Source organism: Pseudothauera hydrothermalis (assembly GCF_003345255.1).
In the GTDB taxonomy this organism is placed as follows: Bacteria; Pseudomonadota; Gammaproteobacteria; order Burkholderiales; family Rhodocyclaceae; genus Pseudothauera; species Pseudothauera hydrothermalis.
The window spans coordinates 2,594,983-2,612,655 of record NZ_CP029331.1 but is presented as its reverse complement, the minus strand read 5'-3'; the positions used below and the strand labels follow the sequence as shown (position 1 = coordinate 2,612,655).

At 60.9% G+C, this 17,673-nt stretch carries 17 protein-coding genes; all 17 read left to right on the top strand.

Annotation, left to right across the window (positions count from 1 at the left end):
* Window positions 1–16 precede the first annotated feature (16 nt).
* Window positions 17–991: an NAD-dependent epimerase/dehydratase family protein gene (locus DIE29_RS12465; protein WP_114650049.1), complete on the top strand. Its 975-nt coding sequence runs from the start codon at window positions 17–19 to the stop codon at window positions 989–991.
* Window positions 988–1,977: an MraY family glycosyltransferase gene (locus DIE29_RS12460; protein WP_114650048.1), complete on the top strand. Its 990-nt coding sequence runs from the start codon at window positions 988–990 to the stop codon at window positions 1,975–1,977. The genes DIE29_RS12465 and DIE29_RS12460 overlap by 4 nt, the downstream gene beginning before the upstream one ends.
* A gap of 13 nt (window positions 1,978–1,990) precedes the next feature.
* A complete protein-coding gene (locus DIE29_RS12455) occupies window positions 1,991–3,874 on the top strand; it encodes a polysaccharide biosynthesis protein (RefSeq protein ID WP_114650331.1) in 1,884 nt (627 codons plus the stop codon).
* A gap of 10 nt (window positions 3,875–3,884) precedes the next feature.
* Window positions 3,885–4,706 carry a symmetrical bis(5'-nucleosyl)-tetraphosphatase gene (locus DIE29_RS12450; protein WP_102042641.1) on the top strand — a complete coding sequence of 274 codons (822 nt, stop codon included), beginning with the start codon at window positions 3,885–3,887 and terminating at the stop codon, window positions 4,704–4,706.
* The gene (locus DIE29_RS12445; protein ID WP_162860635.1) at window positions 4,693–5,850 is read left to right on the top strand and encodes a glycosyltransferase family 4 protein; all 1,158 of its coding nucleotides are present in this window, start codon (window positions 4,693–4,695) and stop codon (window positions 5,848–5,850) included. Before DIE29_RS12450 ends, DIE29_RS12445 begins: the two co-directional genes overlap by 14 nt.
* A complete protein-coding gene (locus DIE29_RS12440; protein WP_102042639.1) occupies window positions 5,772–6,869 on the top strand; it encodes a glycosyltransferase family 2 protein in 1,098 nt (365 codons plus the stop codon). Before DIE29_RS12445 ends, DIE29_RS12440 begins: the two co-directional genes overlap by 79 nt.
* Before the next feature lie 154 nt (window positions 6,870–7,023).
* Window positions 7,024–8,760 carry a type II secretion system ATPase GspE gene (gspE, locus tag DIE29_RS12435; RefSeq protein WP_102042638.1) on the top strand — a complete coding sequence of 579 codons (1,737 nt, stop codon included), beginning with the start codon at window positions 7,024–7,026 and terminating at the stop codon, window positions 8,758–8,760.
* A gap of 298 nt (window positions 8,761–9,058) precedes the next feature.
* Entirely contained in the window at window positions 9,059–10,006 is a 948-nt protein-coding gene (locus tag DIE29_RS12430) for a type II secretion system F family protein (RefSeq protein WP_237269560.1), read from the top strand.
* Window positions 10,007–10,118: 112 nt separating this feature from the next.
* Window positions 10,119–10,556, top strand: a complete 438-nt coding sequence (gene gspG / locus DIE29_RS12425; RefSeq protein ID WP_114650047.1) for a type II secretion system major pseudopilin GspG — start codon at window positions 10,119–10,121, stop codon at window positions 10,554–10,556.
* Complete coding sequence (locus DIE29_RS12420) at window positions 10,553–11,032, top strand: GspH/FimT family pseudopilin (RefSeq protein WP_114650046.1); 480 nt, start codon at window positions 10,553–10,555, stop codon at window positions 11,030–11,032. The genes gspG and DIE29_RS12420 overlap by 4 nt, the downstream gene beginning before the upstream one ends.
* Window positions 11,029–11,433: a type IV pilus modification PilV family protein gene (locus tag DIE29_RS12415; protein ID WP_114650045.1), complete on the top strand. Its 405-nt coding sequence runs from the start codon at window positions 11,029–11,031 to the stop codon at window positions 11,431–11,433. Before DIE29_RS12420 ends, DIE29_RS12415 begins: the two co-directional genes overlap by 4 nt.
* Window positions 11,430–12,110: a prepilin-type N-terminal cleavage/methylation domain-containing protein gene (locus DIE29_RS12410; protein WP_114650044.1), complete on the top strand. Its 681-nt coding sequence runs from the start codon at window positions 11,430–11,432 to the stop codon at window positions 12,108–12,110. The genes DIE29_RS12415 and DIE29_RS12410 overlap by 4 nt, the downstream gene beginning before the upstream one ends.
* A gap of 5 nt (window positions 12,111–12,115) precedes the next feature.
* Window positions 12,116–13,036, top strand: a complete 921-nt coding sequence (locus tag DIE29_RS12405) for a type II secretion system minor pseudopilin (RefSeq protein ID WP_114650043.1) — start codon at window positions 12,116–12,118, stop codon at window positions 13,034–13,036.
* 283 nt (window positions 13,037–13,319) lie between these two features.
* A complete protein-coding gene (locus DIE29_RS12400) occupies window positions 13,320–14,120 on the top strand; it encodes a PilN domain-containing protein (protein ID WP_162860634.1) in 801 nt (266 codons plus the stop codon).
* Between the two features lie 83 nt (window positions 14,121–14,203).
* Window positions 14,204–14,668, top strand: coding sequence for a type II secretion system protein GspM (gene gspM / locus DIE29_RS12395; RefSeq protein WP_158640344.1), 465 nt, complete (start codon window positions 14,204–14,206; stop codon window positions 14,666–14,668).
* Window positions 14,668–15,327, top strand: a complete 660-nt coding sequence (locus DIE29_RS12390; RefSeq protein WP_158640343.1) for a hypothetical protein — start codon at window positions 14,668–14,670, stop codon at window positions 15,325–15,327. Before gspM ends, DIE29_RS12390 begins: the two co-directional genes overlap by 1 nt.
* 31 nt (window positions 15,328–15,358) lie before the next feature.
* On the top strand, window positions 15,359–17,656 hold the full coding sequence (gspD, locus tag DIE29_RS12385; RefSeq protein ID WP_102042628.1) for a type II secretion system secretin GspD: 2,298 nt from the start codon (window positions 15,359–15,361) through the stop codon (window positions 17,654–17,656).
* The last annotated feature ends 17 nt before the right edge of the window (window positions 17,657–17,673 follow it).

The following is a 17,673-nucleotide window of genomic DNA, read 5'->3' as shown; positions in this document are numbered from 1 at the left end:
GCGCGGGGCGCAAAGCATGAAGGTGTTGGTTACCGGCGCGTCCGGGTTCATCGGCAGGCGTGTGGTCGCCCAACTGGTTGCGGCAGGCGTGTTCGTCCGTGCATTGGTCAGAGACGCTCGCGCGCTGCCTGAGGTGGAAAATATATCGGCAGATCTGGACGATGCCGAAGGTTTGCGGCGCGCCTGCCGCGGTGTGGACGCCGTTGTGCATTGCGCCGGTATTGCGCACGCGCTCGATACCCACGGCTCAGAACTGGATGCGTTGCACCGCAAGATCAATTTCGAGGCGAGCGTCCGCCTGGGCGAATTGGCTGCTCAGCAGGGCGTGGCACGCCTGGTGTTTTTGTCCAGCGTCAAAGCTGCCGGCCATGACGGGCGCGCGGTGTATGACGAATCCTGCCCCATTCCGCCCCACGGGGCATACGGGCAAAGCAAGCGCATGGCCGAGGAGGCTTTATTGGCCTGCGGCCAGCGCACCGGGATGGGTGTGGTGGTGCTACGTCTGGCCATGACCTACGGGTGCGGCGGACGCGGCAATCTGGAGCGCATGGCGGCGGCCATACGCGGCGGCTGGTTTCCGCCGCTGCCACGCTCGGCGGCGGCGCGTTCGCTGCTCCATGTGGCCGACGCCGTCGGCGCTATTCAAACCGCGCTGGTCGATCCGCGTGCAGCCGGCCAGCGCTACATCGTGGCGCACCCGCAGGCCTACTCCGCCCGCCAAATGCAAGATGTCATTCGCCAAGCACTCGGCATGTCGCCACTGGGGCGGGGGCTTGCGGCAGGCTTGTTGCGCGTTGCTGGCACGCTGGGCGACGGGGTCGGACGTCTGACCGGGCGCCGCATGTCGCTCAATGGCGAGGTGGTCAGCAGACTACTGGATGCGGAATGCTACGCCAGTGAGCGTATCCGCAATGACTTGGGCTGGCAGGCGCGGGTCGACTTGGCGCAAGGCATTGCCGAAATGCTGGGATTGGCAGACATTCAACCATGAAAGAGATCATCTTTCTTTTTGCCGGCGGTGCCGCGCTGTGCTGGCTGGTTGTGCGGGTGCGATTATTGTTTGCACGCCGCGGCTTGGATCAACCTGGGCACCGATCGCTGCATACAGTGCCGGTGCCGCACGGCGGCGGCCTCGGGATCGTCGCCGCGGCGCTGACCGCCAGTTTGTATTTGGGTGTCCCGGCTTTTTGGCCGCTGGCCATAATCGTGCTGGCGCTGGTATCCATGCTCGACGACGCCTTCCAGCTACCGTTCTGGCTGCGGCTGGCGGTACATCTGGGCGTAGCCGCTTATGTGCTCAGCCAGTTCACCAGCGATCTGCCGCTTTGGCAGTGGTGCGCATCCATCCTCATCGTTGCGTGGGCGACAAACGCTTACAACTTCATGGACGGCGCCGACGGTCTGGCCGGTAGCATGGCGGCGGTCGGCTTCGGCGCGTATGCCCTGGTGCTGGCGCAGGCGGCAAATGACCAACTGGCCGGCGTCTGTGTAGCGGTGGTCGGCGCCAGCCTGGCGTTTTTGTCTTTCAACTGGCACCCGGCGAAGATCTTTGCGGGCGATGTCGGCGCCATTCCGCTGGGCTTCATGGCGGGGGCTTTCGGGGTATATGGCGTGCTCCAACATGTTTGGCCCGCATGGTTTGCGCCGATCGTGTTCGCCCCATTTCTTGCCGACGCCACGGTTACGCTGCTGCGCCGCGCGCTGCGCGGCGAGCGGGTTTGGCAGGCCCATCGGGAGCATTATTACCAACGCATGGTGTTGATGGACGGCCGGCATGACCGGGTATGCAAGCAATGGATAGCGCTCATGCTGGCTGGAGCAGCGCTGGCAGTGCTTATCCTGCGTGCCGCGCCTGCGCTTGGCCCCTGGATGTTTGCGTTTTGGATGGCTGTTTTGGCAGTGCTTGGACTGTGGGTGGACCGGCGCTGGCGCGCCCATGCGCTTGGCAAGCGTCAGCCGGCACCGCGCTTGGAGTAAAATGCCACGCATCATGAACTATCGTCTTCCTGCAAACTGGCGCTCCCTGGCGGTTTTTGCCTTCGACCTGCTGGCGGTGGTGCTTGCATGGGTGGGCGGTTTCCTGCTGCGTCTCAATGGCGAACTCGATGCCGAGTACCTGCGCTTGATGGGCCTGGGCTTGGTCGTTTTGCTGCCGGTGCAGGCGGTGATATTTCGCGCCGCGGGGCTTTATCGGGGGATTTGGATTTTTGCCAGCCTGCCCGATTTGATGCGCTTGGCGCGGGCGGTGGGCTACAGCGTGTTGGCGGTGGCAGTGGGCGCGGTGATGTTCTACCCCTCACCGCTGGTGCCGCGCAGTATGTTGCTGCTCTACCCGTTGCTGCTTGCCGTCATCATGGGGGGCGGACGGGTGGCCTATCGGGTCCTCAAAGAACACCGGGAGTTCGGCGCACTGCGCGCGGTCGGCAAACCCGTGCTGGTACTGGGCGTCGGACGTGAGGCGGCCAATCTGGTCCGGGAGTTGATCCGCTCACGTGAATGGCATGTGGTGGGCATTCTGGACGATGACCCGCGTAAGCGTCATCGCGAAGTGCATGGTGTGCGCGTATTGGGCGAGCTGGAGGAAGTCGGCGACTGGGCGCAGGCGCTGAAAGTGCGCCACGCCATCATCGCCATGCCTGCGGCCAGCCGCGCCGAGCACCGGCGTGTGGCCAATCTTTGTATTCGCGCAGGGGTGCGCGTATTCACCTTGCCCGCCCTCGGACAACTGATTGCCGGTCATGACACCCTGTCGCAGATGCGCCGTCTGAACGTGGAAGACCTGCTCGGGCGCGAACCGGTCAGTATCGATACCCCCGAAGTGCGCGACATGCTGCGCGGCCGGGTGATCATGGTGACCGGCGCAGGTGGCTCCATCGGTGCGGAACTGTGCCGGCAGATCGCACGCTTTGCCCCGGCGCAGATCATCGCCTTTGAACTCAGCGAATATGCGTTGTATGCGCTGGGCGAGGAGTTTGCCGAACTCTTTCCCGAAATCGACCTGGTGTGCCTTGCCGGCGATGTCAAAGACCGTCGGCGCGTGACCGAAGTCATGGAGCGCCACGCCCCGGCCATCGTCTTTCATGCGGCCGCCTACAAACACGTGCCGCTGATGGAAGAGCGCAACGCCTGGCAGGCCATCCGCAACAATGTGCTGGGCACCTGGGTAGTGGCCGAAGCCGCTGCCGCCTGCGCTGTAGAGCGCTTCGTCCTGGTATCCACCGACAAAGCGGTCAACCCGACCAATGTCATGGGGGCCAGCAAACGCCTGGCGGAGATGATTTGCCAGAGTATGCAGCAGCGCGCGCCACGCACCCGCTTCGAGATGGTACGTTTTGGCAATGTGTTGGGCAGCGCGGGCAGCGTCATACCGAAGTTTCAAGCCCAGATCGAGCGCGGCGGCCCGGTGACCGTGACTCATCCGGAAATCACTCGCTACTTCATGGCCATCAGCGAAGCCGCGCAACTCGTTCTGCAAGCGGCGGGCATGGGAGAGGGGGGCGAAATCTTCGTGCTCGACATGGGCGAACCGGTGCGCGTGCTCGATCTGGCGCGTGACATGATCCGCCTGTCCGGCTACAACGAAGACGAAATCCCAATCGTTTTCACCGGCCTGCGCCCGGGTGAAAAGCTCTACGAAGAAGTGCTCTCCGACGCCGAACGCACCCGCCCCACGCATCATCCCAAGCTGCGCATCGCACGCGCCGTGCTGCCCGAAGGGTTCGAACTCGGTGCGCTGATCAACTGGATCAAGTCAAGCCGTCCACTGTCCGACGACCATGTGCGCCGCGATCTGCGTCGCTGGGTGCCGGAATATCAGCCGTATAACCCGCCGTGTCCTGTGCTGGTTGCTGACCCGATCAAACTAAAAGCTTGAGGTTTTGGGCTTGGCGACATATGCGATAGGCGACGTGCAGGGTTGTTACAGGGAGCTGCGCGAGCTTCTCGACAAAATTCGTTTCGATCCGTCCCGGGATCGTTTGTGGTTTGTGGGCGATCTGGTCAACAGAGGGCCAGCGTCCCTGGATACCCTGCGTTTTGTCCGCAGTCTGGGCGAATCGGCGGTCGTGGTGCTGGGCAATCACGATCTTTATCTACTTAAACTGGCGCGCTCCGGCGCAGCCGTTCGCAAGCGGGCCGATACCTTGCAGCAAGTGCTCGAAGCGAGGGATCGTGACGACTTGATCGAATGGCTCAGACAACGTCCGCTGATGCATCTGGAAAACGGGTTTGCGTTGGTGCACGCAGGGCTCTTGCCGGCATGGTCGGCACAGCAGGCGCGTGCGCTCGCCCAAGAGGTTGAACGTATGCTGTCAGGTCCAGACTGGGGGCAGCTTCTTGAGCATCTCTGGGGCAATCGCCCGCGCGCCTGGGATCCGGCGTTGCGCGGATGGGATCGGCTCCGGGTGATCGTCAATGCAATGACCCGCATGCGTTTTTGTTCGCGCGATGGGCGTATGGAGTTCGATACAAAGGGCGTACCTGAAAAAGCGCCTTACGGCCATATCCCGTGGTTCGATCACCCCGACCGACGCAGTCAAAATGTGACCGTTGTTTTTGGTCACTGGTCCGCCTTGGGACTCAAGATCACCGAAAACCTGATTGCGCTCGATACCGGCTGTATCTGGGGTGAAAAACTCACCGCAGTTTGCTTGGAGACGCGCGAACCGGTGCAGATTCTTGCGGGCGAAGGACTTGTCTACAGATAGCGCGGGCGGTTTGTCCGAAAAGCCTTTGCTGGTGGTGATTTCCAGTCAGGCTGCTTCCCTTTGGAATTTCCGCGGACCGCTGATCCGACGGTGGGTCGAGCTGGGTTGGCGCGTTGTCGCACTGGCACCGGATTATGACGACACCGCGCGCGCCAGGGTCGCCGCGCACGGGGCTCAGCCGCTCGACTACAGCCTGGGGCGGGCGGGCATCCAACCGGTGCGCGATTTACTTGACCTGGTTCGCTTGGTCATATTGTTGCGGCGCTTGCGTCCTACCTGCAGTTTTGCCTATTTCATCAAACCTGTGATCTATGGTGGCCTTGCCGCGCGGTTGGCTGGTGTATCGCGTCGTTATGCGATGGTGGAAGGTGCCGGGTATGTGTTCTCGGACCCGCCCGGTAAGGCTGCGCTTGGCCGTCGCATGCTCAGATGGGTTGTTGTCCTACTTTATCGCATCGGCTTGGCGGGGGTGCGTAAAGTCATGTTTCTCAACCGCGAAGATGCGACCATGTTTCTTGGCTTGAACCTGGTCTCGGCCGAGCAGGTTGAGTGTGTGGGCGCAATCGGGGTTGATCTGGATCGTTTTTTTCCGGCCTCGCCCGTGGTCAAGCCGCTCGTATTCATCCTCGCGGCGCGGCTACTCGTAGAAAAAGGAGTACGCGTGTATGTCGAGGCTGCACGAATGGTGAAAGCGCTGCACCCCGAAACCCGCTTCATTTTGTTGGGTAGCCCTGACCAAAATCCCGGTTCAGTGTCCCACGCCGAACTCATCCAATGGTCATCGGAAGGTGTGATCGAATGGCAAGAACACGTCGATGATGTGAGACCCTGGATCGCCCAGGCGAGCGTATTCGTTTTGCCGACGTGGTACCGCGAAGGCGTACCCCGTACTATCCAGGAAGCCATGGCCATGGGCCGCCCGGTCATCACCACGGATATGCCGGGTTGTAAGGATGCAGTCATCGATGGCCAAACCGGTTTTATCGTACCGCCGCGCGACGCCAAGGCACTTGCCAACAGCATGTTGCGGTTTGTTGCTGAGCCGGCTTTGGTGCTCGAAATGGGATGCGCTGCGCGACGATTTGCCGAACAGGCTTTCGACGTGAATGCTGCCAACAGCCGCATTCTGCGGGCGATGGCATGATCGCCCGGATACCGGTGCTATACATCTTGTTGGCCGCCTATCGAGGCGAACGCTTCCTGTCCGATCTGCTCGACAGTCTCTTGGGCCAAAGTGACCCGCATTGGCGGCTACTGGTCAGCGACGACGGCAGTGACGACGACACTTTGTCCATCTTGCATCGGTACGCCGCAGTCGACACGCGCATTATCATCATCGAACGCCCATCCGTCAGGCTTGGTGCAACCGCAAACTTTGGCTTTTTACTGCACAACTTTCTTGCCTTAGGCGGCGAGTGGTTTGCACTCTGCGACCAGGATGACATCTGGCATCCGTACAAAATCGAGCGTCTGCGTAGCACAATGCAAGACTATATCGCTGCGCCGGAGCCGCATTTGGCTTTTTCGGATCTGAATTGGATCGACGAGCACGGGCGACAGTTGGCTCCATCGCATTTTGCGGCCACTGCGGTGGGCCAGCCGAGTCAAGCTGCCACGGTGTTTGCGCTGCTACACAACCTTGTTCCGGGCTGTGCAATGGTGGGTAATCGAGCGCTGGCTTGGCAGGCACTGCCTTTTCCCGAGTGTATTGCCCATCACGATTGGTGGTTGCTGACGCTGGCAGCGGCTGGCGGGAAGGTGCTGACCGTCAATGAGGCGCTGATTTGCTATCGGCAGCATGGCGGTAATTTGGTCGGCGCATCCACGGTGCGACGCCGCATCGTTGACCTACTCACTCATCCCACACGACTTGTCCGTCACGCCCGTTTGCAATATTGGGGTGCAATTGCGCAGGGCAAGGCGCTGCACAAACGTCTTGGATCGGAACAGCTTGCGTCCTCATGGCGTGAAGCGCTCGCAGTGCTCGAGACCGGTCTGGCTGCGCCTTCGCGTTGGCGCCGAATGCGTACCATCATGTCTGGTGCGCTGGCACGTTATGGTTTTGCACGACGCGTGTTTATGCTTATCGGTGCGCTGCAGACCCCGCAGCCGTGTCAAGGCCGCGAGATCTGTTGCCACGGCCTTGAAGCCGGTGATCGGTGAGCGACTTGCCGGGCTGTCGGTCCGAGCACCAAAAGCACATGAGAGCAAAGGGCACCAAATATGGCTGCCAAGCCAAGGATCGCCACCGGCGGCCCGGGCTTCGCGGTAAACTCCGGCACCAACTGCAACTGCCAAAAGCGCAATTTCGGCCTTCATGATTGAATCCCCTCTGACTGACCTTCAACAGTCCGCCGCTGAAACAAGGCCGCGGCTTGGCGCGCTCCTCGTCCGCGCGAATAAACTCGAGGCGCGCGATCTGGAGCAAGCGCTTGCCGCCCAACAAGAAATGGGTGACTTGCTCGGCCGCGTTCTGGTGCGGTTGGGTCTGGTCTCGGAAGCCGATGTCGCCCGCGCCCTGGTCGAACAGCTAGGACTGCGGTTGGTTGGTGCAGCGGAATTCCCCGATTTGCCGGTCGACGTGCCGGGTCTGGCGCCAAACTATCTGCTTGCGCACGGGGTGTTGCCGCTCGAACTGCGTGCGGACACGTTAGTGGTTGCGATGGCCGTGCCGCAGGATGCCTTTTTACTCAAGGCGCTTCGGCTGGCCACCGGGCGCACAATCGAAGCCTGTCTTGCGCTGGAGAGCGAACTGCAGGTCGCGCTGGAACGCCTCTACGCCGAGCCTGAAACGACCGAAGAAGACGACGAAGGCATCCAAGCCGGCGCCTTCGGGGCCGACAGCGACTTTGTCGAGCATCTCAAAGATCTGGCCTCCGAAGCGCCGGTCATTCGTCTGGTCAATCAGATCATTTCCCGAGTCATCGATTTACGTGCTTCCGACATCCATCTCGAACCCTACGAAGACGGCCTTCATATCCGTTACCGGGTTGACGGCGTCTTACACAAGGCTGAGGTGGCTGACGCTGCGCTTGCTGCGGCTGTGACCTCGCGCATCAAGCTGCTGGCCCATCTCAACATTGCCGAACGCCGGCTACCGCAAGACGGGCGCATCCGTAACCGGGTCAAGGGTCACGAGCTTGACCTGCGCGTATCCACTTTGCCGACCGTGCATGGTGAAAGCGTCGTGATGCGCGTGCTCGACCGTGCCAGCATCCGGCTAGAGCTCGAGGACATGGGGTTTTCGCCCGACACCTTGGCGCGTTTTCGCCAACTCATCGATCGCCCTCACGGTATCCTGCTGCTGACCGGTCCGACCGGCTCGGGTAAAACCACCACGCTGTACGCTGCGCTGGCCAAACTCGACGCCGAGGCGCTCAAAATCATTACTGTCGAAGACCCGGTGGAATATCAGCTTGCCGGCATCAACCAGGTTCAGGTGCATGCACAGATCGGTATGACCTTCGCGCACGCGCTACGCTCGATTCTTCGGCAAGATCCCGATGTCATCATGATTGGTGAAATGCGTGACACCGAGACTGCGCAAATCGCCGTTCAAGCGTCGCTGACCGGCCACTTGGTGCTGTCGACGCTGCACACCAATACCGCGGCTGGGGCCATCACCCGGCTCGAGGACATGGGCGTGGAGCGCTATCTCATTACCTCCACCGTCAATGGCGTGCTCTCTCAACGCCTGCTCAGAGTGTTGTGTCCGCACTGCAAAGCACCGGTGCAACTGCCATCGGAGGCCCTTGCCCGATCCGGGCTGGACCGCTATTTGCCGCCAGGTCAGCGCACCATCCATACCGCGGTCGGTTGTCTGCGGTGCAAGCACACCGGGTATCTCGGGCGTACCTCGATCCATGAACTCTTCATCATGGACGAGGCGGCCCACAAAGCCATCCTGGCCGGTGCCGATGCCACCACGCTACACAACGTCGCACGCCAAGGCGGGATGCTGACTTTGTACGAAGACGGCCTACGCAAGGTCGCTGCCGGAACCACCTCGCTAGAAGAACTGCTGCGCGTCACCCAGGACCAAAACAATGCCTGAGTATATCTACCGCGCCGCGGACGCGGCCGGCAAGATGCTCGACGGCACGGTCGAGGCTGCCGGACGTGAAGCTGCCCTGCGTCAGCTACGCGCCAAGGGGCTCACTCCCATTCGCCTGGAAGAATCGGATGGGGCGCAACCTGCCACCGATCGGCTCGTTGCGCACAAGCCGGCAAGCAAAGCGGCTTTAAGCGGGTTCGCCGCCCGGCGTGCGCCGGACCACGCGGACATACATCGCTTGACCGCGGAATTAGCGGTCATGCTGCGTGCGGGGCTGCCGCTGGATCGTGCTTTGCGGGTGCTGATCGATATGACCGAAAAACCCTCGATGGTTACCCTGCTGCAGGACCTGCTCAAAGCAGTCAAAGGGGGGAAAGGATTGTCTCAGGCGCTGCAGCCGCATCAGGCACTTTTTGGCGATTTCTATATCAGCATGCTTCGGTCGGGCGAAGCCGGCGGCAACCTCGGTGAAGTACTCGCCAGGCTCGCCGAGCATCTGGAAAGGGTCAAAGCCCTGCGCGAATCGGTCATTTCTGCGCTAATCTACCCGGCCATTCTGGTTACGGTGGCCTGTGTATCGGTCGTGCTCATGCTCGGCTTCGTCGTGCCGCAATTTGAAACGCTGTTCGCGGACATGGGGGACGCGCTGCCTTTGCCCACCCGTATCATCATCGTATTGGGGGATGTGGTTGCCGCATGGGGGTGGTTGATCGCCCTGGCTGCTGCAGCGGGCGTATGGTTTGGGCGTCGCTGGCTGTCCACGCCACGCGGCCGGCAGTGGCTGGATGGTCGATTATTGCGCATGCCGATTCTCGGCGAAGTGTTGCGCAAATACGAACTGACCCGTTTTTCCCGTACGATGGGCACCCTGCTTGGCAACGGCGTGCCGATTGTCAGCGCATTGAAGATTGCAAGCGATACGTTAGGCAATCTGCCTCTGCGCGCAGCCATGTCCAACGTGCCGGGCGCGATCAAACAAGGCGGACGTCTTGCCGATGCCTTGCAACATACCGGCCTCTTTACCCCGTTGGCGCTCAACATGGTGCGGCTGGGCGAAGAAACCGGCCGCCTCGATGCCATGCTGCTCGAACTGTCGCGCGTGCACGATGCCGAGGTTCAGGCTGGCGTCAAGCGCGCCTTAACCATGCTCGAACCAGTGCTCATCCTGCTTTTGGGCGCGGTCATTGCGGCGATTATCGTCTCCATTCTGCTGGGCATACTTTCAGTCAATGACCTGGCGCTGTGATACCGGATGAAATCTCTCCAAATGCAACGGTTCGGCCATGTAGAACAGTCCGGCGCCTGACTGACTTAAAATTTCTCCCCGGTCTTCGCCCTATCTGATTTCTGGACATTCAATGAACCGCTTTCGTTTCTCCCCTCGCTCATCCCTGGGTTTTACCCTGGTGGAAATTCTCGTCGTTCTGGCCATCATTGGACTGCTTGCCGGTCTGGTCGGTCCGCGCGTGCTCAACCAGCTCGGCGGAGCTAAGAGCAAGACCGCAGCGGTGCAGATCAAGGATCTCGAACAGGCGGCCGAACTTTTCAAACTCGACATGGGGCGCTTTCCCACGCGCGAAGAAGGACTCGATGCGCTGGTCACCCGTCCGGCCAGTGCGCCTGCCGGCTGGAATGGCCCTTATCTGCGCAAAGGCGGCGTGCCCGCCGACCCCTGGGGCAACCCCTATCGCTACGAAGTCCCCGGACGGCACGGCGACATCGACATCTACACCTACGGTGCCGACAACGCCCCCGGCGGTGACGGCGAAAACGCCGATATTGGCAACTGGATGTGAGTGCTCAGCGGGTATTCTCTCCGCTTTATGGAGCCAGTTCGATCCGGGGTTTCACCCTGCTGGAATTGATGGTTGTGCTGGCAATTGTCGCGCTTTTGATCGTCAGCACACCGTTTGCCGTGGCCAAGGCGTACGAGACGATGCAATACCGCGCCGCAGTGCGCCATGTATTGACTGGGCTCAAACTTGCTCGCCTGGAGGCCATGCGCTGGGGGCGGGATGTTGCCTTCCAGGTCGAGCTGGACAAGCGTCTGTACGGTGTCGAAGGCAAGTTGACGCCTTATCCGGAGCAAATCGAACTCAGGTTGTTAGTCGCTGCCACGGAAGGCGGGCAAAGTGCCGGCGCTATCCGCTTCTACCCCGATGGCAGTTCAACCGGCGGGCAAATTGACATCCTCCGTTCTGCAGGAGGGGGCGTGCGCATCCAGGTCGATTGGTTGCTGGGCCGCTTCGTGCAACGATCCCTGGAGCAATGAGCATCAGGCAGATTTCGCCCAGACATGTATCCGGGTTTTCGCTGCTCGAAGTCCTGGTGGCCTTCACCATCATGGCGATTGCGCTAGGCGTTTTGTATCACGCCGCGGGCGGTAGTGTGCGCGGCGCTCAGGCAATCGACCGCAATACCCGCGCCCTCATCTTGGCGCAATCGCTGCTGAGTCTAAACAGCGCCGTCCCGCGCGAGGGCATTCGGCTCAGCGGTTCAACGGCAAACGGGGAATTCGACTGGAGTCTTTCCAGCGAGCCTTACCCATTAACCCTGGACCCGTTGCCACCGCAGAATCTGCGGCGCTTGGAGGCGCGGGTGGAATGGAGCGAAGGACAGCGGCGACGTGAGGCCGTGCTGTCGACGTTGGTACCGGAGCGAGCCGAACCATGACGTTGCAGCGCTTTTCTCACAAGCTGAGTGGCGGTTTTACCCTGATCGAAGTTGTCGTTGCACTCACGCTGCTAACCCTCATCGTACTTGGCTTGCTTGGTGCATTGCGCAGTTTGGGTGAGACTGGCGAACGCCTCGAGGCGCAGACGCTCGTCAACGATGATCTGCGCCTTGTCAGTGCGCTGCTGCGTCGTGCCATTGCCAGTGCCTCGCCCGAGTTGCGCGCGGCGCAGGATGCCAAAGAGCAAGGGGTTTGGTTTCGGGGCGGTGCGCAGGCGCTGCAGTGGCTGGGGATATTGCCCGCGCGTCATGGTGTGGGTGGGCTGATGCACCTGCGGCTGCAACTTGAACCCGACGCAGGCGAAGATCAGCGGCTGGTGCTATTCATGGCCGCTTATCGCGGACCGGATAAGGCCCCGGACTGGGAAGCCTTCGAGCCGCGGATATTGCTCGATGGCATCACCCATATCCAAATACGCTACCTGGGAGTAGGTGAGGCGAGTTGGTCGGACCAATGGGAAAACGAACCCGTGCTGCCAGACAAGCTTTATCTTGCGCTCTCTGTGCGCGGCCGCCCTTGGCCGCCGCTGGTCATATCACTCTTTAACACCGCGGATCAGCCGCGCCCCGGCGCGACGGTTATTGAACCGTTACCCATTGGTTTGCCGGACCTCTGATACATATGTTCCGAGCCGTCGCCGTACTCGGTATTTCGCGCAGAGCAAGCATTTATGCCATCCGCGGCGTAGCGCTTGTCATCGTCATGTGGCTGGTTGCAGCGTTGAGTGTGTTGGTAACCGCGCTTATTGCCGGCAATCGCGCCGACCTGCGCGGCGCGGTCAATCAACGATTATTCATAGAGCATGCTGCGATGGGGGATGCCGCTATCCGGCAGGCGGCTTTGCAACTCAAATTTGCTGCCGAACGTCCCGACCGGCCGTTTGTTTCTTCTGTTGACTTTGCCGGTCATACATTAAATGTCACCGCCATTCCTGCGGCAGGGTTTATCAATCTCAATGCGGCGTCGGCCGAGCTTTTAGAGGCCCTGTTCATTTATGGCGCCGGCTTGCCCGAAGGTGACGCGGTTGTGCTGGCCAGCCGTATTCTGGACTGGCGGGATGCAGACGATGCCGTACTGCCTTCTGGGGCCGAGAGCGAACAATACATTGCTGCCGGCAGCCGGTTTTTGCCCCGTGGCGGACCGTTTTCGAGCACGGATGACCTCGTCCAAGTGCTTGGGGTCGGTCTTGACATTCATGATAGAATCCGCAGCTTGGTTACCGTTCATGGCGGCATGGCTGGTGTCGACCCGCGTTTTGCCCCTGCGGGGGTTCTGACGGTGCTCGCCAAAGGGCGCTCCGATACGGTTGACCGCATTCTTGCCGCCCGACAAGTCAATCAAACCGCCATCGATACGACGGCGCTCGAACAACAGTTTCTCGCCTCCACATCTGACAGCCTTTATCGCATGGAAGCAACCCGCACCGTAGACGGAATGCGCCTTTCGCGGGTGCTCTGGATCGATCTTGCGGTTTCGGGGCGTGGCGGGCTGCCCTGGCGTGAGCTCGCGGCCGAGGACGTGCGTGCAGTTGCGCAGGAGTGATCGCATGGCGCATAGCGCTGGACCGCTTTCCCTGTTCGGACTGGATTTGGGCAAAGTTTGGCGGAATTTTCGGCAGGGATGGTGCGAAGCGCTCGAATGGCCGCTTTTTGCTTGGCTGACGCCGTCTGAGCCGGTACGGGTACGGATGCCTGACGGTCGCCAAGTTGTTTATCAAGGCACCCGACCGCCTGCGGTTGGCGTCCGCGCCCCTGAGCGTAGCGCTCAAGCGCTCGTGCTTGACGAAGACGCTACCCTTGTACGCCAACTCGTACTACCTGACCTCGTGGCCGAAGACCTGCGGGCAGCCATCGAACTCGATGTCATCGCCAATACGCCATTTCCTTTTGAACAAACCGTATGGGGTTGGCGCTCGGTAAGACGCGCCGACGGGCATCTCGACTTAACCTTGGTATTGGCAGCCCGCCCACATGTCATCGAGCGGATTACCGCAGCCGGCTTCGATCTTGCGCAACCTCCCGAAATTTGGGCAATGCCAGACAGCGGCGAGGCGGTCGTTCTTCGCGGCTTTGGGGAATCTGTGCGTCTTCGCCGGCTTGTCCGCCAGCGCATGCAGATTATTGCCGCGGTGTTTTTTGCCGGCTTGAGTCTGTTGGCCCTCATCGCCGCGCCCTTCATGCTTGAGCGAGAGCAAGTGTTCGATGCGCAAGCGCAGTACGCGAAGTTGATGCAAGAAACCGCCGCAGTGGTCGCACAGCGCGAAGCGCTGGTTCAAGCCGCCCAGCGCGTCCAGGCCATACACGGCTCGCTACAAACGCGCCCTGACTTGGCCCGTTTGCTCGATGTGCTGACCGCAACCCTCCCAGACACCGCCTATCTTAACCGTCTGGAGGTCGCAGGCAACACCGTGCGCATCGGCGGTGTAGCCTTGAACGCTGCCGAGCTCATTGCCGCGCTCGGTCAAACACCGGGCATCGAGGCCGTGCGCACCCCCGGTGCAATCACCCGTGCTCCGGACGGGCGCGAAACCTTCTCCATTGAATTCAATTGGGGCAACGTGAATGCTGTCCAAGCTTCGCCGGATGTACCGCAGGCTGGTGCAACCGCATTGGGAGGGGGGCGATGAATCTAAGCCGGCGGGCGCGCATTTCGTTAGCGGTTACTGCGCTCATTGCGCTGGTTGCCCTGATTCCCGTTGTCGATCAATTCATGTTCCGATACGACTGGGCTGCCCAGGCCCGGGACGAACTGGCCTTCCGCCATGCCCGCCTGCTCGGCTTACGCGAAGCCGCGCCCCAAATCGAAGCGGCGTTGACCCGAGCCCAGCGCTATTTGCAGCGCCATGCCTACCCTGCAGACTACCCGCTCGACCGGGTTGGTGCAGAACTGCAGCAACGGGTGCGTAGCCTGGCCGAAGCCTCCGGCCTAACGGTCGGCGGTAGCCAAATCCTTCCTCCTCAACCCGCAGACGGCTATGAAATCGTACCGATCAACGTCACCCTGAGTGCGTCACCGGCTGCGCTGCGAGAATTGCTCGTGGCATTTGCTGCGCAGTCGCCATCGATCCAAGTAGATGGTTATACCATCACGCCCGCGCGTACGCGCCGCGGCGCGGCCGACACCGGTGAAGTGCGTGTTCAACTGAAGCTGAGCGCCATTCATCTGAAGCCATGATGTCAAAGCCTGTCCACCTGATCGTGTCATTGGGTGTTGCCATGCTTGGTGCTGCGGCAACGATTTGGACGACTGGCGACAAGCGCTGGACACCTCCCGCCCCCCGCCTACCGGACGCCGGCTTGTATCAGATTCCCGAGTCCCCCGGCGTGCGGTTTGCGCTGCCGCCCGAACCCAGTCTCGCCGCGCGCCCCGTGTTCAGTGAAAGCCGCCGGCCGCCGCCGGCCGATGTGGCCGAAAACCCTGCCAAGGATGAGCCTGACCCGCTACGGGATGTGAAGGTGCTCGGGCTATTTGGTTCGGGTAATGATGCTGGCGGCATTCTTCAGGTTGACGGTAAGGTCCAGCGGATTCATGTGGGTGAAAAACTCGGCCCGTGGGAACTGAGATCCGTCAAAGGGATCAAGGCTGAATTTTCCAGGCCAGGGGGGCGTCGCACCACGCTCGAACTCAAGTATCTCCCCCAGCCAGCCATATCGCATCCGGTGTCACCCAAGGCGGGGGCGCCAGAGAACTCCGATAAAGATATCTCTGGGCAGAATTCGGAGCCGCAAGAACAGGGGCAAAACCACCCGGACCGTCCTCGCATCGCTGCCCGCACTCAGAAGTCGCAGGCGGAAGTGGTCCAGACCAACCAGGCAGTTCAGCTCAAGAAGTAACCATTGCATTGCGCGCAATCGAGAAAACAAGATGACTTACGCTTTACGCCCTGCACTCATCGTTTGCATCACCTCTAGCTTTCTCGCGGGCTGTGCCAGCACTGCCGAGCCGCGTACTTCAGCAATGCTAGGGGGGCAGGTGGCGCCCGCCTCGGTTCAGGCGGCCGCGCAATCGCCAGGCGAAGACAAGACCACGCAACCTGCTGGCTCCGCGCCTGCGCAGAATGCTGACTCGGACAAAAGGGCAGAAGACGACACGAGTAACGCCAACGAACCCGTTTTGCTGCGTGGTAATGACCGCATGTTCGCCGCCCCGCCTCCCCGGCAGGCTGTTCGTCTGAGCGGCGGTCGTGTCTCGTTGCGTTTCGAGCAGGCGCCGGTCACCGACGTCGTGCATGCGATTCTTGGCGATATCCTCAAAGTGCCCTATTCGATCAATCAACCGATCGGCGGCTCGATCACGCTTCATACCCATAGTGATTTGCCACGCGACCAGGTTTTTGCTGTCTTCGAATCAGCCTTGCAGGCCAACGGTTTGCTGGTGGTGCGCGATGCGGCGGGGGTGTATCACGTTGGTCGGCCGGAGACCATGCGCGGTGTGGCGCCGGCTTTCACGAATACCTCCACTCTGTCGGCTGGGCAAAGCATGGTTATCGTTCCGCTCCAGTATGTCGGTGCAGCCGAAATGGCCGATATTCTCAAACCGATTGCGGCGCCGGAGGCGTTCGTTCGTATTGACAGCTTTCGCAATCTACTCGTACTAGCCGGATCACGCGGTCAGCTCGATAGCTGGCTGGAGATCATCAACACTTTCGACATCGACATCTTACAAGGGATGTCGCTCGGCCTTTTTCCGCTGCAATACTCGACTATCGCAGAGGTCGAAGCGGGCTTGCGTGCGGTGCTTGCGGGAACCGGTACAACGTTGGGCGCCGGAGCTCCAACCGGCGGTCAAAGCGCCTCCGGGGGCAGTCAAAAAGTCTCGCCAAACAGTGCGCAGGCCGCAGGGCAGAATGCTTCATTGCAACTTCCTTCGCCCATTGCAGGCGTCGTGCGAGTGGTCGGCATCGAGCGGCTGAACGCACTGCTGGTCATCACACCGCGAGCGCATTACCTGGACATTGCGCGTGACTGGATTGCTAAACTTGATAAACCGCGGACCGGAGGCAGTGAGTCGCAGTTATACGTCTATCCGGTACAAAACGGCACCGCCAAGCATCTTGCTGGTTTGTTGACGGCTATTTTCGGTGGTGAAACGCAGACCTCTACCAGCAGTGCCCAGCGCGCCCAGCGGTCGGTGGCGCCGGGTCTGGGGTCGCTAAGCATCGGCGGTCGAGCTACCCAGGTTGCGCAAAGCACGGGTAGCGCCAACACCACCGGTGCCCTAGACGAAGGGTTCACCCAAACCGTTATCGACGGGAGCATTCGCGTCGTCGCCGACGAGCGGAACAATGCACTGCTGCTTTACGCTCCCCCAAGCGAATATCGAAAGATAGAGGCCGCGCTCAAGCGCCTCGACGTCGCGCCCACGCAGGTACTCATTGAAGCCAGCATTGTGGAGATTACGTTGACCGACGAACTTCGCTACGGACTGCAGTGGTACTTCAATGACACACATGGATCCTGGTCGGGCAGGGGGCAACTCACCAGCGGCAACACAAATGCCATTGGGCCGGTCAATCCGGGGTTTTCGTATTCAATTGTCAACGCAGCGGGCGAGGTTCGCGCCGTCCTGTCAGCACTGGCGGAAAAGTCTCTTGTTAACGTGATTTCCAGCCCAAGTGTGCTGGTCCAGGACAACCACACCGCAACCATTCAAGTGGGCGATCAGCAGCCTATCCGTTCCGCGACAACCGTAACGGATGGCGGGACGACCACCAGCTCCATACAGTACAAGGACACCGGCGTCGCGCTGGCAGTGACCCCGTCAGTCAACGCGGGGGGCATGGTTTCGATGGACGTGCAGCAAGCGGTTACCGACGTCGGTCAGGTCGATTCCGCGACCGGGCAGCGCAGTTTTTTACAGCGGCAGTTCTCCAGTCGGGTCACGGTGCGTTCCGGCGAAACGGTCGTCTTGGGTGGCCTGATCCGCGACAATAGCGCACGCGGTAAGCAAGGTGTGCCATTGCTGCAAGACATACCGGTTCTCGGTAATTTGTTTGCAACCACTACCAACAACGGCACCCGCACCGAACTGTTGGTCATGATTACGCCCCGGGTTGTGCGCAGTGATGAAGAGTTGCGTACCGTTACCGCCGAAATGCGTGGTCGCGTCTCGGATTCGCTGAAGTCGCTGCGCGGATGGGCCGCCGATATGGATAACCGGTAATCGACGTGTGCGGTGAC

What these genes read in the sequence shown, in the direction of transcription:
- DIE29_RS12465 (WP_114650049.1), top strand. Translation starts at nt 17, where the DNA reads ATGAAGGTGTTGGTTACCGGCGCGTCCGGGTTCATCGGCAGGCGTGTG.
- DIE29_RS12460 (WP_114650048.1), top strand. Translation starts at nt 988, where the DNA reads ATGAAAGAGATCATCTTTCTTTTTGCCGGCGGTGCCGCGCTGTGCTGG.
- DIE29_RS12455 (WP_114650331.1), top strand. Translation starts at nt 1,991, where the DNA reads ATGAACTATCGTCTTCCTGCAAACTGGCGCTCCCTGGCGGTTTTTGCC.
- DIE29_RS12440 (WP_102042639.1), top strand. Translation starts at nt 5,772, where the DNA reads ATGCGCTGCGCGACGATTTGCCGAACAGGCTTTCGACGTGAATGCTGC.
- gspE (WP_102042638.1), top strand. Translation starts at nt 7,024, where the DNA reads ATGATTGAATCCCCTCTGACTGACCTTCAACAGTCCGCCGCTGAAACA.
- gspG (WP_114650047.1), top strand. Translation starts at nt 10,119, where the DNA reads ATGAACCGCTTTCGTTTCTCCCCTCGCTCATCCCTGGGTTTTACCCTG.
- DIE29_RS12415 (WP_114650045.1), top strand. Translation starts at nt 11,029, where the DNA reads ATGAGCATCAGGCAGATTTCGCCCAGACATGTATCCGGGTTTTCGCTG.
- DIE29_RS12410 (WP_114650044.1), top strand. Translation starts at nt 11,430, where the DNA reads ATGACGTTGCAGCGCTTTTCTCACAAGCTGAGTGGCGGTTTTACCCTG.
- DIE29_RS12405 (WP_114650043.1), top strand. Translation starts at nt 12,116, where the DNA reads ATGTTCCGAGCCGTCGCCGTACTCGGTATTTCGCGCAGAGCAAGCATT.
- gspM (WP_158640344.1), top strand. Translation starts at nt 14,204, where the DNA reads ATGTTCCGATACGACTGGGCTGCCCAGGCCCGGGACGAACTGGCCTTC.
- DIE29_RS12390 (WP_158640343.1), top strand. Translation starts at nt 14,668, where the DNA reads ATGTCAAAGCCTGTCCACCTGATCGTGTCATTGGGTGTTGCCATGCTT.
- gspD (WP_102042628.1), top strand. Translation starts at nt 15,359, where the DNA reads ATGACTTACGCTTTACGCCCTGCACTCATCGTTTGCATCACCTCTAGC.